The following is an 18414-nucleotide window of genomic DNA, read 5'->3' as shown; positions in this document are numbered from 1 at the left end:
AGGTAGCAATTGGTACCCCGACAACCTGGTGAAGCCGGGGCGTGCATCGTGCCGGGAACGCAAGTGCACAGTGACAAGCGTAAACGCAGCCACGCTGATTGGACATCAAAAATCCGGCAATAACGATAATTGTTGCTTTTGCGAAACAATATGATACTTGGTTGTTATTATTCGATAACGATTGCATATCGGAGTTATCGACGAACCAATGCAGGCGAATAGATCGGCCATAACCCGGGGCTATGGCAGGTTGACCTGCTCACTGCTTCGATGAGGAAGATAGCGGACAAGACTGGACATTGATTGATGATGTCCTTATTCGTAGCGCAGGCAATCCACCGGTAGCAATCGCGAAGCGCGCCGGGCCGGATAAAAGCCGAAGAACACACCCACCGCCGTGGCAAACCCGCACGCCACCATCACCGCGCTAATGGTGAGATAGACCTCAAAGTCGGCAAATTTCGTGATCAGCGCCGCGCCGCCGGCCGCAATCGCAATGCCGACCAGGCCACCGGCCAGGCAGATCACCACCGCCTCGGCCAGGAACTGCATCAGCACGTCGTTGGGCCGCGCGCCGATCGCCATGCGGATGCCGATTTCGCGCGTGCGCTCGGTCACCGACACGAGCATGATGTTCATGATGCCGATGCCGCCGACCAGCAGCGAGATCGCGCCGATCAGTCCGAGCAGCAGCGCCACGCCGGCCGTGATCTTGTTGGCCGTCTCGGCGATGGTATTGAGGTTCTGCACCCGGAAGTCGTCGGGATCGTCGACGCGGATCCGGTGCCGGCTGCGGATGACTTCCTTGATGTCCTCGATCGCGTCCGTCATCGCCACCCCGGGCCGCCCCTGGGCATTGATGTAGTGGACATTCTGCGGGAACGGCGACTTGACCAGGTTGGCGCTGGCTGCCGTGATCGGCACCAGGATCTGTTCGGCCAGGTCGGTGCCATCGGTCTGGCGGCCTTCGCCGGCCAGCACGCCCACCACCTGGAACGCGACGTTTTCGATGCGCAGGAGTTTTCCGAGCGGGTCGGCGCGGTAAAAGAACTGGTCCGCCACCTTCTGGCCAATTACCACCAGACGAGCGCTGGCGCGCACGTCGCTTTCGCTGAACAGCGTGCCCTGGTCGACCTTCCAGTTACGGATCGTGAACATCGCGGGCGTCACGCCCATGACCATGCTGCTGGCGTTCTCGTTGCCAGCCGTGACCTTGAAGCTGCCCTGCAGCGCCGGCGCGGCGCCGGTCAGGCTGGGCAGCGCGTTGAGTGCTTCTGCATCGTCCAGCGTGAGCACCGCGATCTTGCCTTCACGGGCGCGCTGGGCGGCCGTGCGGTCGCCCCCCGGCATCACGTAGACCATGTTCGTGCCCAGCATCTGCAACTGCTTGCTGATGAAGCGCTGCATGCTGTCGCCCAGTGCCAGCAGCAGCACTACAGACGCGATGCCGATCACGATGCCCAGCATCGTCAGGGCCGTGCGCAGCCGGTTGGCCGCCATTGAACGGAACGACTCGATCAGTACCTGGACCAGATTCATCGCGCAGCTCCCGCCTGTCTGCCTGCCAATTGCAGGCCTTCGGCCGCTGGGCCGTCGTACAGCACGCGGCCATCCTTCAGGCGCACCAGGCGCCGGCTGTAGGCAGCGACATCGGGTTCGTGCGTCACCAGCACGATCGTGATGCCGCGCTCGCGGTTCAGGGTGCCGAAGCTGGTCATGATGTCGTCGCTCGTGTGGGTATCGAGGTTGCCGGTGGGTTCATCGGCCAGCAGCAGCGGCGGATCGGTCACCAGTGCGCGCGCGATCGCCACGCGCTGCTGCTGGCCGCCCGACAGCTGGCTGGGGGTGCGTCTGGCAAATTCGCCCAGGCCCACGCGCTCGAGTTCCTGCACCGCGCGCGCCTGCGCCTTGGCGCGGCCCATGCCGCCATAGATCAGGGGCAGGGCGACGTTCTCCGCCACGCTCATTCGCTTGATGAGATTGAAGCTTTGGAACACGAAGCCGATCATGCGGTTGCGGATGTCGGCCAGTTCGGCGCGTCCGAGCGTGCGCGTGTCGACGCCATTGAGCAGGTAGGTACCGCCGGTGGCCTGGTCCAGGCACCCCAGGATGTTCATCAGCGTCGATTTGCCGGAACCCGACTGGCCCATGATTGAGACGAAGTCGCCTTGCTCCACACGCAGGTCGACGCCGTGCAGCACCGGGGTTTCGACCGCGCCGCTCAGGTAGGTCTTGACCACGGCGCGGATGTCGATCAGCGGCCCGGTCATGGATTTTCCGGCGTGGCCAGCGAGCGGGTGACGACGCGGTCGCCCGGTTTCAGGTCGCCCGAAACGACTTCGGTATAGCGGAAGTTCGACAGCCCGGCGCGGATGTCGACCGGTTGCGGGTGGTTCATCGCATCAAGCTTGTAAATCTTGAATATGCGCGTGGTGTCGCTCGCGTTGCGAAACGCGATGTCGTCGTCCTTGACCGGCGCGGGAGTGGCTGCAACGGCGCCCGGCTTGGCGTCCTTGTTGCGCTTGCGCTCGGCCTCCTGCTCTTCTTCCGACAGCCGGAAGCGCAGCGCGGTGGTCGGGATGCGCAGCACGTCCGGGCGGTTCGCCACCACCAGCCGCACCTGCGCCGTCATGCCGGGCTTGAGCAGTTCGTCGACGTTGTCCACGTCGAGCACCACGTTGTACGTGACCACGTTCTGCACGACGTTCGGCGCGAGGCGGAACTGGCGCATGGTGGCGGCGAATTCACGGTCGGGATAGGCATCGACGACGAAGCGGGCCGGCAGGCCGTCCTTGAGCTGGCCGACGTCGGCTTCGGATACGCTGGTATCGATCTGCATCTTGGTCAGGTCTTGCGCGATCTGGAACAGGTTCGGCGTGTTGAACGACGCCGCCACGGTCTGGCCCAGGTCGATCGTCCGCTTGATCACGACGCCGTCGATCGGCGAGCGGATCACGCTGTTGTTCAGGTCCGCCCTGGCGCGGTCGTGCTGCGCCTGCGCCAGCGTCAGGTTGGCCTGGGCGACCTGCATCTCGCGCTTGGACTGGTCGAGCGCGAGGCCGGACAGGAAGTTCTGCGCCACCAGCTGCTCGTTGCGCTCGAACGTGGCCTGGGCCAGGCGCAGGCTGGCGCGCGCCGACGCGATGTTCGCTTCGGCCTGGCGCACCTGGGCATTGAAGATGGTCGGCTCGAGCTTGAGCAGCACCTGGCCCTTTTTCACGCGGTCGTTGAAGTCGGCATTCAGTTCGGCCACAGTGCCCGACACCTGCGAGCCGACGTTGATCAGGGCGACCGGGTTGATCGTGCCGGTGGCGGTCACGGTCTGGTTGATGGCGCCGCGGTCGACGACGGTGCTGCGGTATTGGGATGGCGGTACGGTGTCGTCCTTGCGCTTGACGACAGCAACGGCGACGGCGACAGCGGCGAGGACGGCAACGGCGATGACAACGCGCTTCCTGGTGAAGATGTTCATTGTATGTATGCCAGATAAATACCAAGTAAAGGCCGAGTTTGATGCACCGGTGCGGGAATGGCAATGCATGGCGCATTGGCAGGGTTGAATTTGGCGGCGAAGCCCCGCCAATTTTGGAAAAAGGGCGGCCCCGATCCGCTAGAATGGCGTATTCCTTTTTTACCGAAGCATCATGACTCAAGACGAACTGAAACAAGCCGTAGCGCGCGCCGCCATCGATTACGTGGTCGAGGGTGAAATCATCGGCGTCGGCACCGGCTCGACCGCCAACTTCTTTATCGACGAACTGGCCAAGATCAAGGACCGCATCAAGGGCACCGTCGCGTCATCCGAAGCCACCGCAAGCCGCCTGCGCGGCCACGGCATCCCCGTGTTCGACCTGAACGACGTCGAATCGATGGCCGTCTACATCGACGGCGCCGACGAAATCAACGCGCAGGGCGCGATGATCAAGGGCGGCGGCGCAGCGCTCACGCGCGAGAAAATCGTCGCGTCGGTGGCAAAGAAATTCGTCTGCATCGCCGACGGCTCCAAGCTGGTCGAGACGCTGGGCGCATTCGCGCTGCCGGTCGAAGTGATCCCGATGGCGCGCGCGTCGGTGATGCGACAGCTGGCGGCGCTGGGCGGCCAGCCGAAGCTGCGCCTCAAAGCCGGTACCGATCAGGCGTTCATCACCGACAATGGCGGTGAGCTGATCGACGTGGCGGGCCTCAAGATCACCGATCCGGTGGCGCTGGAAGAGAACATCAACCAGATCGTCGGCGTGATCGCCGTTGGCCTGTTCGCCAAAGCCGGCGCCGATGTCTGCCTGCTTGGCACGGCGGACGGCGTCAAGACCCTGTCGCTGTAACCGGAACCCGACCATGAATCGTGCGCTGCTGCTGTCCGCTTCTTTGCTCGCTGCCTTGCTGGCAGGGTGTTCTGTCTTTGGCAGTTCGATCGATTTGTCCGAGCCTGCCGTCGTGGCGCCAGTCGCGTCGACCGACGTGACGGCGATCCAGCGCACGCCGTTCAAGGTCGGGGAATCGTCGCACACGGTCGAGAAGCTGGCCAAGGCGCAGGCCTGCACCAGCATGCAGGGGGCGGGGCTGGTGACCGAGCCGGGGCCGATCGAGGTCTACCGGATGCAGTGCCAGAATGGCCAGGTGTTCATGGCGCGCTGCGAGCTGCGCCAGTGCAAAAAGATGTAAGACACCAAGCGTAAAAAATCCCGCTCGCGGCCAGTGCCCCGAGCGGGATTTTTTTACGTAGAGCGCGCGGCGTGCTTACACCGGTGGCGGCACGTAGCCCATTGCCTGGTCGGCGCCTTCGCCGAAGAAGTGCTTCTCCAGCTGGGTCGCCAGGTATTTGCGCGCGCGGTCGTCGGCCAGGTTCAGGCGGTTTTCGTTGATCAGCATGGTCTGGTGCTTGAGCCATGCCTGCCAGGCTTCTTTCGACACCTGCAGGTACAGCTTCTTGCCCATTTCGCCAGGGACCGGTGGGTAATCCAGGCCTTCGGCTTCCTTGTTCAGTTTGATGCAGTGGACGGTGCGGGCCATCGAGTACTCCTGTTATTCGTTCGGTGATTCGGTCGTTAAGACCCGTATTATAAAGTCTTGATCAAGACCTGTGAGCGGCGCTGCCAGTTGTACATGTGCTGCCGGTCTTTCGGCAGGTCGTCCACCGTGGCCGGCACGAAGCCGCGCTTCTTGAACCAGTGCGACGTCCGGGTGGTCAGCACGAACAGCTTGGTCAGGCCGGCCGCGCGGGCGCGGTTTTCCATGTGCTTGAGGATGCGCTCGCCGTCGCCCTGCGTCTGCGCATCCTGGCTCACGGTCAGGCAGGCCATCTCGCCCATCTTCGATTCGGGGAACGGATACAGCGCGGCGCAGCCGAAGATCACGCCATCGTGGTCGATGACCGAAAACTGGTCGATCTCGCGTTCGATCAGTTCGCGACCGCGATAGACCAGCGTGCCGTCGGCTTCGAGTGGTTCGATGAGCTTGATAATTCCGCCAACGTCCTCAATTGTGGCCTGACGCAGGCTTTCGAGGTTCTCGTGGCTGATCATGGTGCCCACGCCATCGTGCGTGAAGACCTCGAGCAGCGCCGAGCCGTCCATCTCGAACGGAATGATGTGGGCGCGATCGACGCCGGCGTTGCAGGCCTTGATCGCATGCTGCATGTAGAACGCGGCCGAGTCGGACAAAAAGCCCGCCTGCAGCACGGCTTCGGCCATGTGCGACGACAGCTCGCGGATCTCGGTGCCGGCCGCGTCGACGATCATCGGCGTCTCGGTAATGAAGATCAGCTTGTCGGCGTGCAGCGCGATCGCGGCCGACGCGGCGACGTCTTCCAGCGTCAGGTTGAAGATTTCACCTGTGGGCGAGAAACCCAGCGGCGAGAGCAGCACCAGGTTGTCTTCGGTCTGCAGGATCGGGTGGATTTTTTCGGCGGCGATCTTGCGCGTGACGCCCGTGAGTTCGAAGTCGACGCCGTCGATCACGCCAAGCGGGCGGGCGACGACGAAGTTGCCCGAGACGATGCTGATCTGGGCGTTGGACATCGGCGTGTTGGGCAGGCCCTGGCTGAAGGCGGCTTCGATATCGAGACGCAGTTCGCCGGCGGCTTCTTTCGCGCATTCGAGGGCGGCGGTGTCGGTGACGCGCACGCCGTTGTGAAAGCGCCCCTCGACGTTACGCAGATCGAGCTGTTCGGCCACCTGTGGACGCGAGCCGTGCACCAGCACGATCCGGATGCCCAGGCCAACCAGGAGTGACAAGTCCTGCGCCAGTACCGGTAGCGCGCCGGCAGCAACGAGCTCGCCGGGGAAGGCGACCACGAAGGTCTTGCCGCCGAATGCGTGAATGTACGGCGCGACCGAGCGCAGCCACTGGACGAATTGGGTAGGAGTTTCCATTTGCCGCATTATAATTCGCTGCGCGATGTGCGCACCAAAACCTTGTAAAAATCAATGTCTGAACAGAGTAACAAGCCTTCGCAACGACCGGCGCGCGCCGTAGACGCCACCTCCAACGCCACTGCGGCCCCTGCACCTGCCCAGCCACGTCCACGCCGCGCGCGTGGCGAGGGGCAGCCACGCCAGGAGCGCCCGCCACGCGAGGATGTCCCGCGCGAGCGCAATCCGCTGCCGCCGATTACCTTCCCCGAAGACTTGCCGGTCTCTGGCCGGCGCGCCGAAATCGCCAAGGCGATCCAGGAGAATCAGGTCGTCATCGTCTCGGGCGAAACCGGTTCGGGCAAGACGACCCAGCTGCCGAAGATCTGCCTGGAACTGGGCCGCGGCAGCAAAGGCCTGATCGGCCACACGCAGCCGCGCCGGATCGCCGCCTCGTCCACCGCCAAGCGCATCGCGCAGGAACTGGGCACGCCGCTGGGCGAGCACGTGGGCTTCAAGGTGCGTTTCAACGACACGCTGCAAAAGGGCGCGTCGGTCAAGCTCATGACCGACGGTATCCTGCTGGCCGAAACGCAGACCGATCCGCTGCTGCGCAACTACGACACGATCATCATCGACGAGGCGCACGAACGCAGCCTGAACATCGACTTCTTGCTTGGCTACCTGAAGCAGCTGATGCCGCGCCGGCCCGACCTGAAGATCATCATCACGTCGGCGACGATCGACGCCGAGCGCTTTGCGCGTCACTTCGGCAAGGGCGATGGCGCGGACCTGAAACCGGCGCCGGTGATCGAGGTGTCGGGCCGTCTATACGCGGTCGAGGTGCGTTATCGCGCGGTCGATCGTGATCCGGTCGCGGGCGTCAATACGCCCAAGCCTGCGCAGGCTTCAGATGCTGCACCGAACCTGGCGCCGAGAGCGCAAGCCGCGCGCGACAAGCGCGACCTGATGGACGCCGTGGTCGATGGCGTCGATGAAGTGTGCCGCCTGGGGCAGGGCGATGTGCTCGTGTTCTTGCCGGGCGAGCGCGAAATCCGCGATTGCGCCGAGGCGCTGCGCAAGCACCATCCGCCGCATGTCGAGATCCTGCCGCTGTTCGCGCGCTTGTCGGTCGAAGAGCAGGATCGCGTGTTCCGCACGACGAATGCGCGCCGCATCGTGTTGTCGACCAACGTGGCCGAAACCTCGCTGACGGTGCCGGGCATCCGCTATGTGGTCGACACGGGCCTGGCGCGCGTGAAACGCTACAGCTTCAGGAACAAGGTCGAGCAGTTGCAGGTCGAGCCGATCGCGCAATCGGCCGCCAACCAGCGCGCTGGCCGTTGCGGCCGTGTGGCCGATGGCGTTTGCATCCGCCTGTTCGAAGAAGACGATTTCCTCAAGCGCCCCAAATTTACCGAACCCGAGATCCTGCGCTCGTCGCTGGCCGCCGTTATCCTGCGCATGAAGGCGCTGCGCCTGACGGACGTGGAGACGTTCCCGTTCATCGAGGCGCCGCAGGGCCGCGCGATCGCCGATGGCTACCAGCTGCTGCAAGAGGTGGGCGCGGTCGACGACACCAATGAACTCACGCCCCTGGGCCGCAAGCTGGCCAAGCTGCCGCTCGACCCGCGCGTGGGCCGCATGATCCTCGCGGCGCTCGACAACGGCTGCCTGACCGAGATGCTGATCGTGGCTTCGGCGCTGTCGACGCAGGACCCGCGCGACCGGCCCATCGAATACCAGCAGCAGGCGGACGAGAAGCACAAGAAGTTCGCCGACGAGCGCTCGGAGTTCCTCAGCTACCTGAAGATCTGGGCCTGGTTCGAAGACGCGATCGAACACAAGAAAACCAATCGCCAGTTGCAGGAAAACTGCCGCGCCAACTTCCTGTCGCAGGTGCGCCTGCGCGAGTGGCGCGATGTGCACTCGCAGTTGCTCACCATCGTGCGCGAGCAGGGCTGGCGCCTGAACGAGTCGCCGGCGACGTACGAACAGCTGCACATTTCGCTGCTCACGGGTTTGCTGGGCAATATCGGCTTCAAGGCCGAGGACGAGCAGGCCGGCATCTACCTGGGCGCGCGCGGCATCAAGTTCCACATCTGGCCCGGTTCGACGCTGGGCAAGAAGGCGGGGCGCTGGATCATGGCGGCCGAACTGGTGGAGACGACGCGCCTGTATGCGCGCACGATCGCGCAGATCCAGCCGGAGTGGGTTGAGAAAGTCGGCGCGCACCTCTTGAAAAAATCCTGGGGCGAGCCGCGCTGGGAGAAAAAGCAGGCACAGGTCACGGCGCTCGAACGCGCGACGCTGCACGGCATCGTCATCTACGGCGCGCGCCGCATCAACTACGGCCAGCGCAATCCGACCGAAGCGCGCGAGATCTTCATTCGCGACGCGCTGGTTGCGGGCGATTATGAGACGCGGCTGCCGTTCTACATCCACAACCACAAGCTGGTGAAGGACATCGAGAACCTCGAGCACAAGTCGCGCCGCCAGGACGTGCTGGTGGACGACCAGCTGATCGCGGCCTTCTACGACAGCGAGATCCCGCGCGACATCGTCAATGGCGCCGGTTTCGAGAAGTGGTACAAGGACGTGGCGCGCGAGAACCCGAAGCTGCTGTACCTGAACCGCGAAGAACTGATGCGGCACGAAGCGGCCGGCATCACCACCGAGTTGTTCCCGAAGACGATGACCGTCACCGGCATCGAGATGGGGCTGTCGTACCACTTCGAGCCGGGCAGCGTGCGCGATGGCGTCACGCTCGCCGTGCCGCTGTTCGCGCTGAACCAGATCCCGCAAGAGCGCGCGGCGTGGCTGGTGCCGGGCATGATCAAGGAAAAGGTGCACTTGCTGCTCAAGTCGCTGCCGCAAAAGCTGCGCCGCCACTGCGTGCCGTTGCCGGATTACGCGGCGAAGTTCGTCGAGCGGATCCACGCGGCCGGCACGTTCGGACGGGGCGACCTGATCGACGTGCTGATCGCGGACGTGCGCGCGCAGACCGGCACGCTGGTGCTGACGGCTGACTTCAAGATCGAGACGCTGCCAGCGCACATGTTCATGAATTTCAAGGTGATCGACGAGCACAGTCGCCAGCTGGACATGGGCCGCAATCTGGCCACGCTGCAGGCCGAACTGGGCGGGCAGGCGCGCGAGAGTTTCCAGAAGATGGCCGAGTCGGCACCGGCGTCGAGCGGTTCGCTCGCGCGGCTGGCGCGGCCTGGCGCAGTCGGTTCGGGCGCAGCGGCTACCGCTTCAACTGCCGCGGCGCCAGCGGCCAAGGGCAAGGGCGCCCAGCCGGCCGCGCCGGCGGTGGCCTCCGCCAAAGGTGCGTCGACCAGCAGCCAGCACACGGGCCTGACCGCGTGGACGTTCGGTGACTTGCCGGAGCTCCTGGAAATCAACCAGGGCAAGCTGACGCTGATCGGCTTCCCGGCGCTGGTCGACAAGATCACGCACTGCGATCTGGAGGTATTTGACGACCCGAACGTGGCAGCGCGTACGCACCGTGTGGGCCTGCGCCGCCTGTTCGCGCTGCAGTTCAAGGAGCAGCTCAAGTTCGCCGAGAAGAACATCCCCGGTCTGCAGGGCATGGGCATGCAGTTCATGAGCCTGGGTTCGCAGGAAGACTTGCGCGACCAGATCGTGGCCAAGGCGATCGACATCGCCTGCCTGCAGGATCCGCTGCCGCTCAATGCGGCGCAGTTCAACGCGCGCCGTGACCAGGGCAAGGGCCGCATTGGCCTCTTGATCAACGAGGTGGCGCGCCTGGCGGGCCAGGTGCTGGCCGAATTCCACGGCATGCCCAAGCGCGTGCAAACCCTGCCGCAGGCAGTGTCGGCGGACATCATGGGACAGTTGCAGGCGCTCGTACACAAGCGCTTCATCGCGGACAACGACTACAGCCAGCTGGCGCACTTCCCGCGCTATCTGAAGGGTATCAATGTGCGGCTGGAGAAGTTGCGCGGCAATCCGACGCGCGATGCGCAGCTGATGGCGGAGTGGCAGTCGGCGGCGGCGCAATTCCAGCGCACGCTCAAGAACATGGGGTCGAAGAACAACGATCCGCGCATGATCGAGTTCCGCTGGATGCTGGAAGAGTTGCGGGTGTCGCTGTTCGCGCAGGAGCTGAGAACGCCGATGCCGGTGTCGGCCAAGCGCTTGCAGAGGGTGTGGGAGTCGATGCAGCGGTAATGAACAGTGCATGGTTGACGGCTTAGTTGATCGCTTGGCGCCAGCCATGCACCGTTGGCGTTCGATCAGCCGATATTGCTGCCCCGGATCCGGCTCAGGTCCTTGTCATCGCCCAGATTGCCGGCGCGCGGGTCGAGACTCGCGCCCGATCCCTGATTGAGCGACGCGTCACTCATGCTGCTGCCCGATCCGGCCACGCTGGACGAACCGGCCGCGCCTGCGCCCATGCTCGAGCCCATTGCGCCGCCCGCATACGTGCTGCTGCCGGTGGCCGCGCCGCCCATGCCAGCCGTTGGCACGCCTGGCCCCATGGTTGGTGCGCCTGAACGCTGCGGGTCGGTGCCATAGAAATCATGAACGTCGCCGGCCCAGATTGCGTCAGCCATGTCGGGCCACGCGTCCTTGTCGAATCCGGGCGCGGATTTGAGGCGCTCTTTTTCGACGCCCAGAACAAAACGCTTGTTGATCGTGTCGAGGTGCAGCGCTTGCCATGGCACGGCGAACAGTTTTTCGCCCATGCCCAAAAAGCCCCCGAAGGCCAGGACGGCGTAAGCAACCTGACCGGTCTGCATGTCGAGCATGATCTCCTTGATATCGCCAAGGTCTTCTTCATTGGCATTGACAACACTTTCGCCAATCAACGTATCAGCTCCCATCAGCGATGGTCCCGGTCCTGCGATGGCGCCGTCCTTGTACATCCCATATTTGTCGCGATCTGCGTAGCCCATATGTTCCTCCATATAACGTTGTGACAGTGCCTGCGGTCACCCCGATTGGGACTGACTGCGGCCCTGTCATCCCATGGTAGGACGCTATTGAATTGGGGCGCGCGCGCCAGCGCGTCGGGTCGGGTCGGTTTCATTCTCTGGCGACGGGAAAATGCAACAAACGATACTAATGCATTAGAGAAATACTATTTTTACCGGTTTGCTTTGAACTGATCGGCTACATTGATGGATCGACAGGAATACGTTAATGGCAACTCTCATCCCATCACTTAGTGCCAGCACGGCGCGCATGACCTCTGGTGAACGACGCTTCGCCGTGCGCCTTGAAGACAAACTCGAAGATGATTACTTGTGCTGGTATGACGTCAGCATCGGCGCACGCAACCAGCATCCCGATTTCATCGTGTTTCATCCTGCACGCGGCTTGCTGGTGCTGGAAGTAAAGGACTGGCGCCTCGGCACCCTGGTCAGTATCGACAAGCAGCACGCCGTGATCGTCACCGATGCCGGCACCAAACAGGTGATGAATCCGCTGGAGTAGGCGCGCCAGTATCTGTATGCCGTCACCAACAAGCTGGAGGGCGATCAGATGCTGATCTGGCCATCGGGTAGCTTGAAAGGGAAGTTTTTCTTTCCTTATGGTTGTGGTGTGGTCCTGAGCAATATCACGCGCAAGCAATTTGACGATGGCGCGTTGGGCGAGGTTCTTCCGGCGCACCTCGTTATTTGCCAGGACGAGATGACGGAGAGTGTGGACGACGAAGCGTTTCAGGCGCGCTTATGGGGCATGTTCCCCATCAAATTCAAGATGAAGCTGTCGTTGCCGCAAATTGACCGCGTGCGCTGGCATATGTTTCCTGAAGTGCGCATTGGCGTTCAGGCAAATCCTTGCGAAGAACATGGCCAGATCAGTACGGAAATCCCGGACCTCATCCGGGTCATGGACCTGCAGCAAGAGCAGCTGGCGCGCAGCCTGGGTGAAGGACATCGCGTGATTCATGGCGTGGCGGGTTCGGGAAAAACACTGATCCTGGGCTATCGCGCCGAGCACCTTGCAAAGCTGAGCCAGCGGCCGATTGCGATCCTCTGCTACAACAAGACTCTGGCAGCAAAGCTGGCCGCCATGATCGGGCAAAAGGGGCTGGGCGATAAAATCGTGGCCATCAATTTCCACGCGTGGTGCATGCGCCAGCTTGACACCGATCACGTCGACAAGCCCGCCAAGACCGCCGATCTGGATGCTTATTTTGAGGCGTGCATCGATAGCGTGATCCGGGGCGTGGACAGCGATCTGATTCCCCGGGGGCAGTATGACGCCGTACTGATCGACGAGGGACATGACTTCAAACCGGCCTGGTTCAAGCTGATCGTTCAAATGGTCAACCCTGAAACGAAGTCGCTGCTGGTCTTGTACGACGATGCGCAGTCGATTTATCACACGGCAAAGAAGCTGAAATTCTCGTTCTCGAGCGTCGGCGTGCAGGCAGCAGGGCGCACCACCATCCTGAAACTCAATTATCGGAACACGGCCGAAATCCTGGCGGTGGCGCGTGCCTTTGCCGCCGAGCTGCTCACCGCGCACAATACCGAGGACGACGAAGCGCCGACGGTCCAGCCGATGAGCACGGGCCGGCATGGTCCGAAACCGATTCTGGTGCAGTTGCCAAACTTGCAGAAAGAAGCCGAATTTCTGGCCGATAAACTCGCTGCGGCCAGCAAGACCGGCACGCCATGGGGCGAGATGGCGCTGATCTATCGGCGTTATGGCGTCGGTAAAGTATTGGCCGAGGTGCTGCAGCGCCGCGATATTCCGTTTCAGTGGCAGCAGGCAAAGGGTGCGGCCTATTCGCCGATGCATGACAGCGTCAAGCTGATCACCATGCATAGCAGCAAGGGGCTGGAGTTTTCACTGGTGGGCATTCCGGGTCTTGGCGCCGAGTTCAAGGAAGAGGACATCGTTGAAGACGAGGCGCGCCTGCTGTATGTGGCAATGACCCGCGCCACGCACGAGCTGGTGATGACTTGCGATGGCGTCACGCCCCATACGGACAAGCTCAAACGCGCGATGACGGTGTTGGAAACGATGTGAGTGTTGCGTGAAGCACACTGCAGCAAGCTATCTGATGCCAGCAGGTAAGACTATGCGAACCAGCGTACAGAAGAGCTGGGCGGCAATGGTTAATCTGCGAAGCAATACTTTGGAGAACAATCATGACTGTCACGTCACGCTGCAACAATGCGGGGCCGCTGGGCCGCCGGATCCCGACCCGCCCGTTCGCTGCGTTGCTGGTGCGTCTTCTGCGTCGCCGTTGAGCACGCAGGTTGACTAGTCCACCCGGCAGGGCCGGGCGGACATGCTAGTGGGCGCTTACGGCTGCCCGCCACCACCCGCCACACCATACACATGGCCGGTGGTGTAGCTCGATTCATCCGACGCAAGCGTAACGTAGGTCGCCGCCAGCTCGGCTGGCTGACCCGGGCGCTTCATTGGCGTGTCTTCCCCGAACTTTGCACGGCCTTCCGGTGAATTGCCACCCGCCAGTTGCAGCGGCGTCCACACCGGCCCCGGCGCCACCGCATTGACCCGAATCCCTTTCGATGCCATCTGCTTGGCCAGCGACTTGGTGAACGCCACCTCGAACGCCTTGGTCGACGCATAGTCGAGCAGTTTTTCCGGCGGATCGTAGGCCGTCTGCGACGACGTGTTGATGATCACGCTGCCTGGCTTCATATGCGGAATCGCCGCCTTGGTGATCCAGAACACCGCATACACATTGGTCTTGATCGTCCAGTCGAACTGTTCGCTGGTGATGTCGAGGATCGAATCGTGGTTCTGCTGGCGCGCAGCATTGTTGACCAGGATGTCCAGGCCACCCAGTTCGCGCACGGCCGTCTCCACCATCTTCTTGCAGAACGCTTCATCGCGGATATCGCCCGGTACAGCCACGGCCTTGCGGCCGGCGTCGCGGATCAATTGCATCACTTCACGTGCATCCGGCTCTTCGGCCGGCAGGTACCCGATCGCCACGTCCGCGCCTTCACGCGCATACGCGATCGCGGCAGCGCGGCCGATGCCCGAGTCGCCGCCCGTGATCAGCGCCTTGCGGCCGGCCAGACGGCCACTGCCGCGATAGGTGGTTTCGCCATGGTCAGGGCGCGGTGTCATCTTGCTGGCCAGGGCCGGCCATGGCTGATCCTGATTCGGAAACGGTGGACGCGGATACCGCTTGGCCGCTTCGCGCGCGGCGCCGGCGGCCGGCTGGTTGCCGCCCACGGCTTGCTGGGCCAGGGCCGGCACGGCGGCGGCCGAGGCGGCGACGCCGGCGGCCACGGTGCCGACGAACCGGCGGCGCGATGGCGCCATGTCTTGCGTGGTCTGGGTCTCGACCTTCTTGTCTTCCGAATGCATGCTTGCTCCTTGGATGTGGTGGGAGGGTGCCGGTAGCGGTCACGACGTTGATAAAGATGTTAGTCGTTATCGAAAAGCCATGGTGTTCGGTAGCGGTGAAGCAATGTCTTGGAAGAAGCGTGGATGGCGACTGAAGCAGGGCAGGCTGGGGTCTTCATCGCGATGATGACCGTCGTCGCGAATGGCAAGTCAATGCGGCGCTGCTGCCGACAGTCGGCCGACAAGGTACCGTTCCATTCTTGCTCTTTCCCCTGGGTTGCACATTTCATTCACGATGTTGAATGTTGGCAGCCAATCCTCGGACAGGTTTTTGCATGCAAAACCATCATATCTCCGAAGCCTTTAACGCTTGCTACAAACGGCAAGATAACTGGAGGCAGCGCGAAAGCGCCATCCGTGCACGCTTGTTGTGATTTTCCGAAACAGGTTCGACATGTGAGAAAATTGTTGTGAGTGTCATCGCGTGAAGTAGAGAAGTCAACATTTCTTGCTGATTTGTACTGGTCGGAACAGACTTAAGATTTCGGGCCGGGCTTTAAAAAAATTGATATTGCTAAGAAAAGGGCAATTATTTCTCGATATTTAATCCACATCATACCAGCGCTTTTTCTGGCAACTCTTTCAATTACAAACATACATAGTGGGACAATAGGTATGAATAAAGTTTTGAAGTTCAGCACGCATGATTTTGGGATACTGTGCTATGGAGGGATCACAAATTTGGAGCTGGTATATGCGGGCTCTCCGCATAAATTATGTACTAAGTCTCCGGGGCGCGAGAAACTGCCATCCGATGAGAAGAGAGGACCGGGTTTTTTATCGGGCTCTTATCACGCGTTTGCAGGACCGGTAGAGATGGAATGGAATGCGCGTGATGGAACACATTTGACTCATATTATCGACCTGGATGAGGTCTTCAAGGATAGGGTGGTGCTTCACACTGCCGATGCGGCCCGCATTTATAAAGCCAAACCTATTTCGGGTGGCGAGCCTACGATCATTGTCGAAGTCAATGACCGTACAGTTAGTGTCTATATGAAAGTCAGTTTGCAACTGGTGCGTGCCGATCCGACCGACACTGGGCGCGATCGCAGCACCCACTTTACCCGTGCCTATTCAAAAAGTCTTTAAGGGTCAGTCATGAAGAAGGGTTCAATCGATGGCGTCGATGCAGTCATCGCTTCTGCAGAAAAATTGGCAAGCTATGATAAAGCGGCTAAAGAAGTAAGTCAGTTTGAACCACCGCGTCTCCATGACACGCGTGCAGACCCGCATTCGCGGCTGTTTATCGCGCTGTTTGATGGCACGGGAAATGATGTTGTAAACGATCCAAAACATGCTTCTAATATCGGCTTGTTAAGAAAGCAAATCGAAAATGAAGAACGAAAAAACCCTACTATTAGCGGTTTATAAGGAGGGACCAGGTACTCAGGGTGGGGTAAAGGGGGTGCTCGATGGTGCCATCGGTGGCACATACCAAGAGCGTATTGAATGGATGTATGAGAAGCTTACAGAACGTACAGCTAGTTGGTTGGAGGAAGATCCTGATGTTAATATTAAGGTGGTATCAGTAGGGTTCAGCCGGGGGGCGGAACAGGCCGCCGGGTTCTCAAGGCTTCTCCACGAGCGCGGTATCCGGTCTGTAGAGGATGAAAAACAGGTATTGCGTGCTCCGGGAACGACGCCGCAGGCCCTTGGTTTATATGACCCTGTTGCGACCGGTACCCCCTCACGTAATGACAGGCGCCCTCCACCGTCAGTCGTTTCGGGCATTCAGATTACCGCAGGTGACGAGTACCGTACCAAGTTTCCTTCGACTACCATCATTGCACAAGGAAAATCGGAAGATGGTCGCTTCCTTGGCGTAACCACCGCAGGGGCACATAGTGATATTGGTGGCGGGTATCTGCTGAACGGATTGCCTGCGCGCAATTTCAACTTGATGGCCGATTATCTTAATAAGACGATCGGTCATGGTGTTATTGCAAAAATGCAAGTTCCGCCGGAGCCAGAGAAAAGCGTCATACATGATTCCACGCAGCACAAGTGGTTTTACAGGTCGGTGGAGGAGCGCGCTATCGTCGAGCGAGCCGAGCCGACAGGACGTTTACCGCTAGAGCCGGGCGACGCTACGATCATGCTGAAATTTTCAGGCAAAAGCATTCCCGAAATTGTGCTCGTGGACAGACCGCTGAAGCCTGAAGGGCACGAAGTATTAGTAGTCGCTAACGGAAAGAGAGTGCTGGACAAGGTTGTCGATGGTGCTTGGACATCACGATCTGCTGGTCCAAGTAAAAATTTACCAGAAGGTTCATACGACCTTACAGCAGCGGAACGGCCTGCGAAGTCAGCGAGTTCCAAGTCGTTTGAAGGGACTATATTGCACACCGATAAAAAGCATGTGTATCAGTTACAGGATAATCAAAGAGAAAAAGCGAGCATCGTACGGCATGACCTGGCACTTTTTAAAAGTGCGCCCGAGATTGGTGCGACGACAAAGGTTGACTACGTACGAGGTGCTGGGCATGTCGTAGGCCACGAGCGAGCGTTAGAAAAATAACGCCAATGTCGTCGTCAAGCGCTATATCTGACACAAAAAAACGGGTGACCCGGCAAAGCCGCGTCACCCGTTTCAGGGCACTACCCAATCGCTGACAATCAGTCGACGGTTGCGCCGCTGTCTTTCACGACTTTCGACCATTTGGTGGTTTCAGCCTGGACGAACTTGGCGAAGTTCTCTGGCGTGTCGCCCACGTACTCGGTGCCCGTGTCGGTCAGCACGCGCTGGAAGTCAGGCGACTTCATGACCTTCTGCGTTTCGGCGTTGATCTTGTCGACCACGGCCTTCGGCGTCTTGGCTGGCACGAACATGCCGTACCACGCATACGATTCGATCGGCAGGCCGGCTTCGGCGAAGGTTGGTACATCCGGCAGCAGCGGCGAACGCTTGTTGCCCGAAATGGCGATTGGCTTGACCTTGCCGCTTTTGATGTGCGGCATGATCGCGATGGTGCTGTCGAACATGATCGGGATGTGGCCGCCCAGCAGGTCGGAAATCGCTGGCGCCGAACCCTTGTATGGCACGTGGACCATGTCGAGCTTGGTCACGCCGCGGAAAATTTCACCGGTCAGGTGTTGCGGGGTACCGTTACCGGCCGACGCGTACGAGAACTGGCCGTTCTTCGACTTGATGAGTGCCAGCAGTTCCTTGACGTTCTTTGCTGGAACCGATGGGTGGGCAACCAGCACCAGCGGCGCGCGCAGCAGGTTGGTGACCGGGATCAGGTCGGTCGCCGGGTTGAACGCCATTTTCTTGTACAGGCTCGGGTTGATGACGATCGGTGCGCTCGAGGTGATCAGCATGGTCTGGCCATCCGGCTTGGCGCGGGTGACCGCTGCCGAACCGATATTGCCGCCGCCGCCGCCGCGGTTATCGATGACGAACGACTTGCCCAGCGCGGTCGTCAGGCCTTTGGCCAGCGGGCGCGCCGCGATGTCCGATGGGCCGCCTGCCGGCCATGGGACGACGACGGTCACGGTGTCGCTTGGCCAGGTTTGGGCGAACACGCTGGTGGAAAGAACGGTTGCCGCGAGAGCAAAGACAAGGGTTTTTCCGCTGGATGGGAAGACGCGCATGGTGTTGTCACCTCTATATAGTTGATTTATTTCGATAACCTGCTGAGGAGATTCTACACGAAGGGTCAGGCCGGTTGCGTCATCACAGGTGCAA

General features: G+C 61.0%; 14 protein-coding genes and 1 pseudogene. 7 read left to right on the top strand and 8 right to left on the bottom strand.

What is annotated here, in order from left to right:
• Positions 1-315: 315 nt before the first annotated feature.
• The 3 genes from AC56LH_RS13810 to AC56LH_RS13800 are packed head-to-tail and all read right to left on the bottom strand — an operon-like array spanning position 316 to position 3472.
• Positions 316-1539 (bottom strand): ABC transporter permease, encoded by a 1224-nt coding sequence (locus AC56LH_RS13810; RefSeq protein WP_499646888.1) that lies wholly within the window; start codon positions 1537-1539, stop codon positions 316-318.
• Complete coding sequence (locus AC56LH_RS13805) at positions 1536-2270, bottom strand: ABC transporter ATP-binding protein (RefSeq protein ID WP_499646886.1); 735 nt, start codon at positions 2268-2270, stop codon at positions 1536-1538. The genes AC56LH_RS13810 and AC56LH_RS13805 overlap by 4 nt, the downstream gene beginning before the upstream one ends.
• The gene (locus AC56LH_RS13800) at positions 2267-3472 is read right to left on the bottom strand and encodes an efflux RND transporter periplasmic adaptor subunit (protein WP_499646884.1); all 1206 of its coding nucleotides are present in this window, start codon (positions 3470-3472) and stop codon (positions 2267-2269) included. The genes AC56LH_RS13805 and AC56LH_RS13800 overlap by 4 nt, the downstream gene beginning before the upstream one ends.
• Before the next feature lie 172 nt (positions 3473-3644).
• Between AC56LH_RS13800 and rpiA the strand changes: the two genes are divergently transcribed.
• Entirely contained in the window at positions 3645-4322 is a 678-nt protein-coding gene (gene rpiA, locus AC56LH_RS13795; RefSeq protein WP_499646882.1) for a ribose-5-phosphate isomerase RpiA, read from the top strand.
• 13 nt (positions 4323-4335) lie between these two features.
• Positions 4336-4662, top strand: coding sequence for a hypothetical protein (locus tag AC56LH_RS13790; protein WP_499646880.1), 327 nt, complete (start codon positions 4336-4338; stop codon positions 4660-4662).
• 75 nt (positions 4663-4737) lie between these two features.
• On the opposite strand, the gene AC56LH_RS13785 is transcribed toward AC56LH_RS13790, so the two are convergent.
• Positions 4738-5010 (bottom strand): oxidative damage protection protein, encoded by a 273-nt coding sequence (locus tag AC56LH_RS13785; RefSeq protein ID WP_183555634.1) that lies wholly within the window; start codon positions 5008-5010, stop codon positions 4738-4740.
• A gap of 47 nt (positions 5011-5057) precedes the next feature.
• Complete coding sequence (gene argA, locus AC56LH_RS13780; RefSeq protein ID WP_258835248.1) at positions 5058-6371, bottom strand: amino-acid N-acetyltransferase; 1314 nt, start codon at positions 6369-6371, stop codon at positions 5058-5060.
• Positions 6372-6425: 54 nt separating this feature from the next.
• Between argA and hrpA the strand changes: the two genes are divergently transcribed.
• The gene (gene hrpA / locus AC56LH_RS13775) at positions 6426-10547 is read left to right on the top strand and encodes an ATP-dependent RNA helicase HrpA (RefSeq protein ID WP_499646878.1); all 4122 of its coding nucleotides are present in this window, start codon (positions 6426-6428) and stop codon (positions 10545-10547) included.
• Between the two features lie 65 nt (positions 10548-10612).
• Here the strand turns inward: hrpA and AC56LH_RS13770 are convergent, their stop codons facing one another.
• Positions 10613-11275: a PRC-barrel domain-containing protein gene (locus AC56LH_RS13770; RefSeq protein ID WP_499646876.1), complete on the bottom strand. Its 663-nt coding sequence runs from the start codon at positions 11273-11275 to the stop codon at positions 10613-10615.
• A gap of 247 nt (positions 11276-11522) precedes the next feature.
• On the opposite strand from AC56LH_RS13770, the pseudogene AC56LH_RS13765 reads away from it, so the two are divergent.
• Positions 11523-13364, top strand: a pseudogene (locus tag AC56LH_RS13765) (DEAD/DEAH box helicase).
• A 279-nt stretch (positions 13365-13643) separates the two neighbouring features.
• Here the strand turns inward: AC56LH_RS13765 and AC56LH_RS13760 are convergent.
• Entirely contained in the window at positions 13644-14684 is a 1041-nt protein-coding gene (locus AC56LH_RS13760) for an SDR family oxidoreductase (RefSeq protein WP_499646874.1), read from the bottom strand.
• A gap of 654 nt (positions 14685-15338) precedes the next feature.
• Between AC56LH_RS13760 and AC56LH_RS13755 the strand changes: the two genes are divergently transcribed.
• Genes AC56LH_RS13755 through AC56LH_RS13745 form a run of 3 tightly spaced genes read left to right on the top strand, consistent with a single transcriptional unit; the run spans position 15339 to position 17244 of the window.
• Entirely contained in the window at positions 15339-15815 is a 477-nt protein-coding gene (locus AC56LH_RS13755; protein ID WP_499646872.1) for a hypothetical protein, read from the top strand.
• Between the two features lie 9 nt (positions 15816-15824).
• Positions 15825-16097 carry a hypothetical protein gene (locus AC56LH_RS13750; protein WP_499646870.1) on the top strand — a complete coding sequence of 91 codons (273 nt, stop codon included), beginning with the start codon at positions 15825-15827 and terminating at the stop codon, positions 16095-16097.
• Positions 16060-17244, top strand: coding sequence for a KfrB domain-containing protein (locus AC56LH_RS13745; RefSeq protein WP_499646868.1), 1185 nt, complete (start codon positions 16060-16062; stop codon positions 17242-17244). Before AC56LH_RS13750 ends, AC56LH_RS13745 begins: the two co-directional genes overlap by 38 nt.
• Before the next feature lie 98 nt (positions 17245-17342).
• Here the strand turns inward: AC56LH_RS13745 and AC56LH_RS13740 are convergent, their stop codons facing one another.
• The gene (locus tag AC56LH_RS13740; protein WP_499646866.1) at positions 17343-18320 is read right to left on the bottom strand and encodes a Bug family tripartite tricarboxylate transporter substrate binding protein; all 978 of its coding nucleotides are present in this window, start codon (positions 18318-18320) and stop codon (positions 17343-17345) included.
• Between the last annotated feature and the right edge of the window lie 94 nt (positions 18321-18414).

This window comes from Telluria sp. LT1R51-2 (assembly GCF_059685775.1).
This window is presented reverse-complemented; position numbering and strand designations above follow the sequence as displayed.

Coding starts and splice junctions, on each gene's coding strand:
- AC56LH_RS13810 (WP_499646888.1), bottom strand. CDS start 1,539: ATGAATCTGGTCCAGGTACTGATCGAGTCGTTCCGTTCAATGGCGGCC.
- AC56LH_RS13805 (WP_499646886.1), bottom strand. CDS start 2,270: ATGACCGGGCCGCTGATCGACATCCGCGCCGTGGTCAAGACCTACCTG.
- AC56LH_RS13800 (WP_499646884.1), bottom strand. CDS start 3,472: ATGAACATCTTCACCAGGAAGCGCGTTGTCATCGCCGTTGCCGTCCTC.
- rpiA (WP_499646882.1), top strand. CDS start 3,645: ATGACTCAAGACGAACTGAAACAAGCCGTAGCGCGCGCCGCCATCGAT.
- AC56LH_RS13790 (WP_499646880.1), top strand. CDS start 4,336: ATGAATCGTGCGCTGCTGCTGTCCGCTTCTTTGCTCGCTGCCTTGCTG.
- AC56LH_RS13785 (WP_183555634.1), bottom strand. CDS start 5,010: ATGGCCCGCACCGTCCACTGCATCAAACTGAACAAGGAAGCCGAAGGC.
- argA (WP_258835248.1), bottom strand. CDS start 6,371: ATGGAAACTCCTACCCAATTCGTCCAGTGGCTGCGCTCGGTCGCGCCG.
- hrpA (WP_499646878.1), top strand. CDS start 6,426: ATGTCTGAACAGAGTAACAAGCCTTCGCAACGACCGGCGCGCGCCGTA.
- AC56LH_RS13770 (WP_499646876.1), bottom strand. CDS start 11,275: ATGGGCTACGCAGATCGCGACAAATATGGGATGTACAAGGACGGCGCC.
- AC56LH_RS13760 (WP_499646874.1), bottom strand. CDS start 14,684: ATGCATTCGGAAGACAAGAAGGTCGAGACCCAGACCACGCAAGACATG.
- AC56LH_RS13755 (WP_499646872.1), top strand. CDS start 15,339: ATGAATAAAGTTTTGAAGTTCAGCACGCATGATTTTGGGATACTGTGC.
- AC56LH_RS13750 (WP_499646870.1), top strand. CDS start 15,825: ATGAAGAAGGGTTCAATCGATGGCGTCGATGCAGTCATCGCTTCTGCA.
- AC56LH_RS13745 (WP_499646868.1), top strand. CDS start 16,060: ATGAAGAACGAAAAAACCCTACTATTAGCGGTTTATAAGGAGGGACCA.
- AC56LH_RS13740 (WP_499646866.1), bottom strand. CDS start 18,320: ATGCGCGTCTTCCCATCCAGCGGAAAAACCCTTGTCTTTGCTCTCGCG.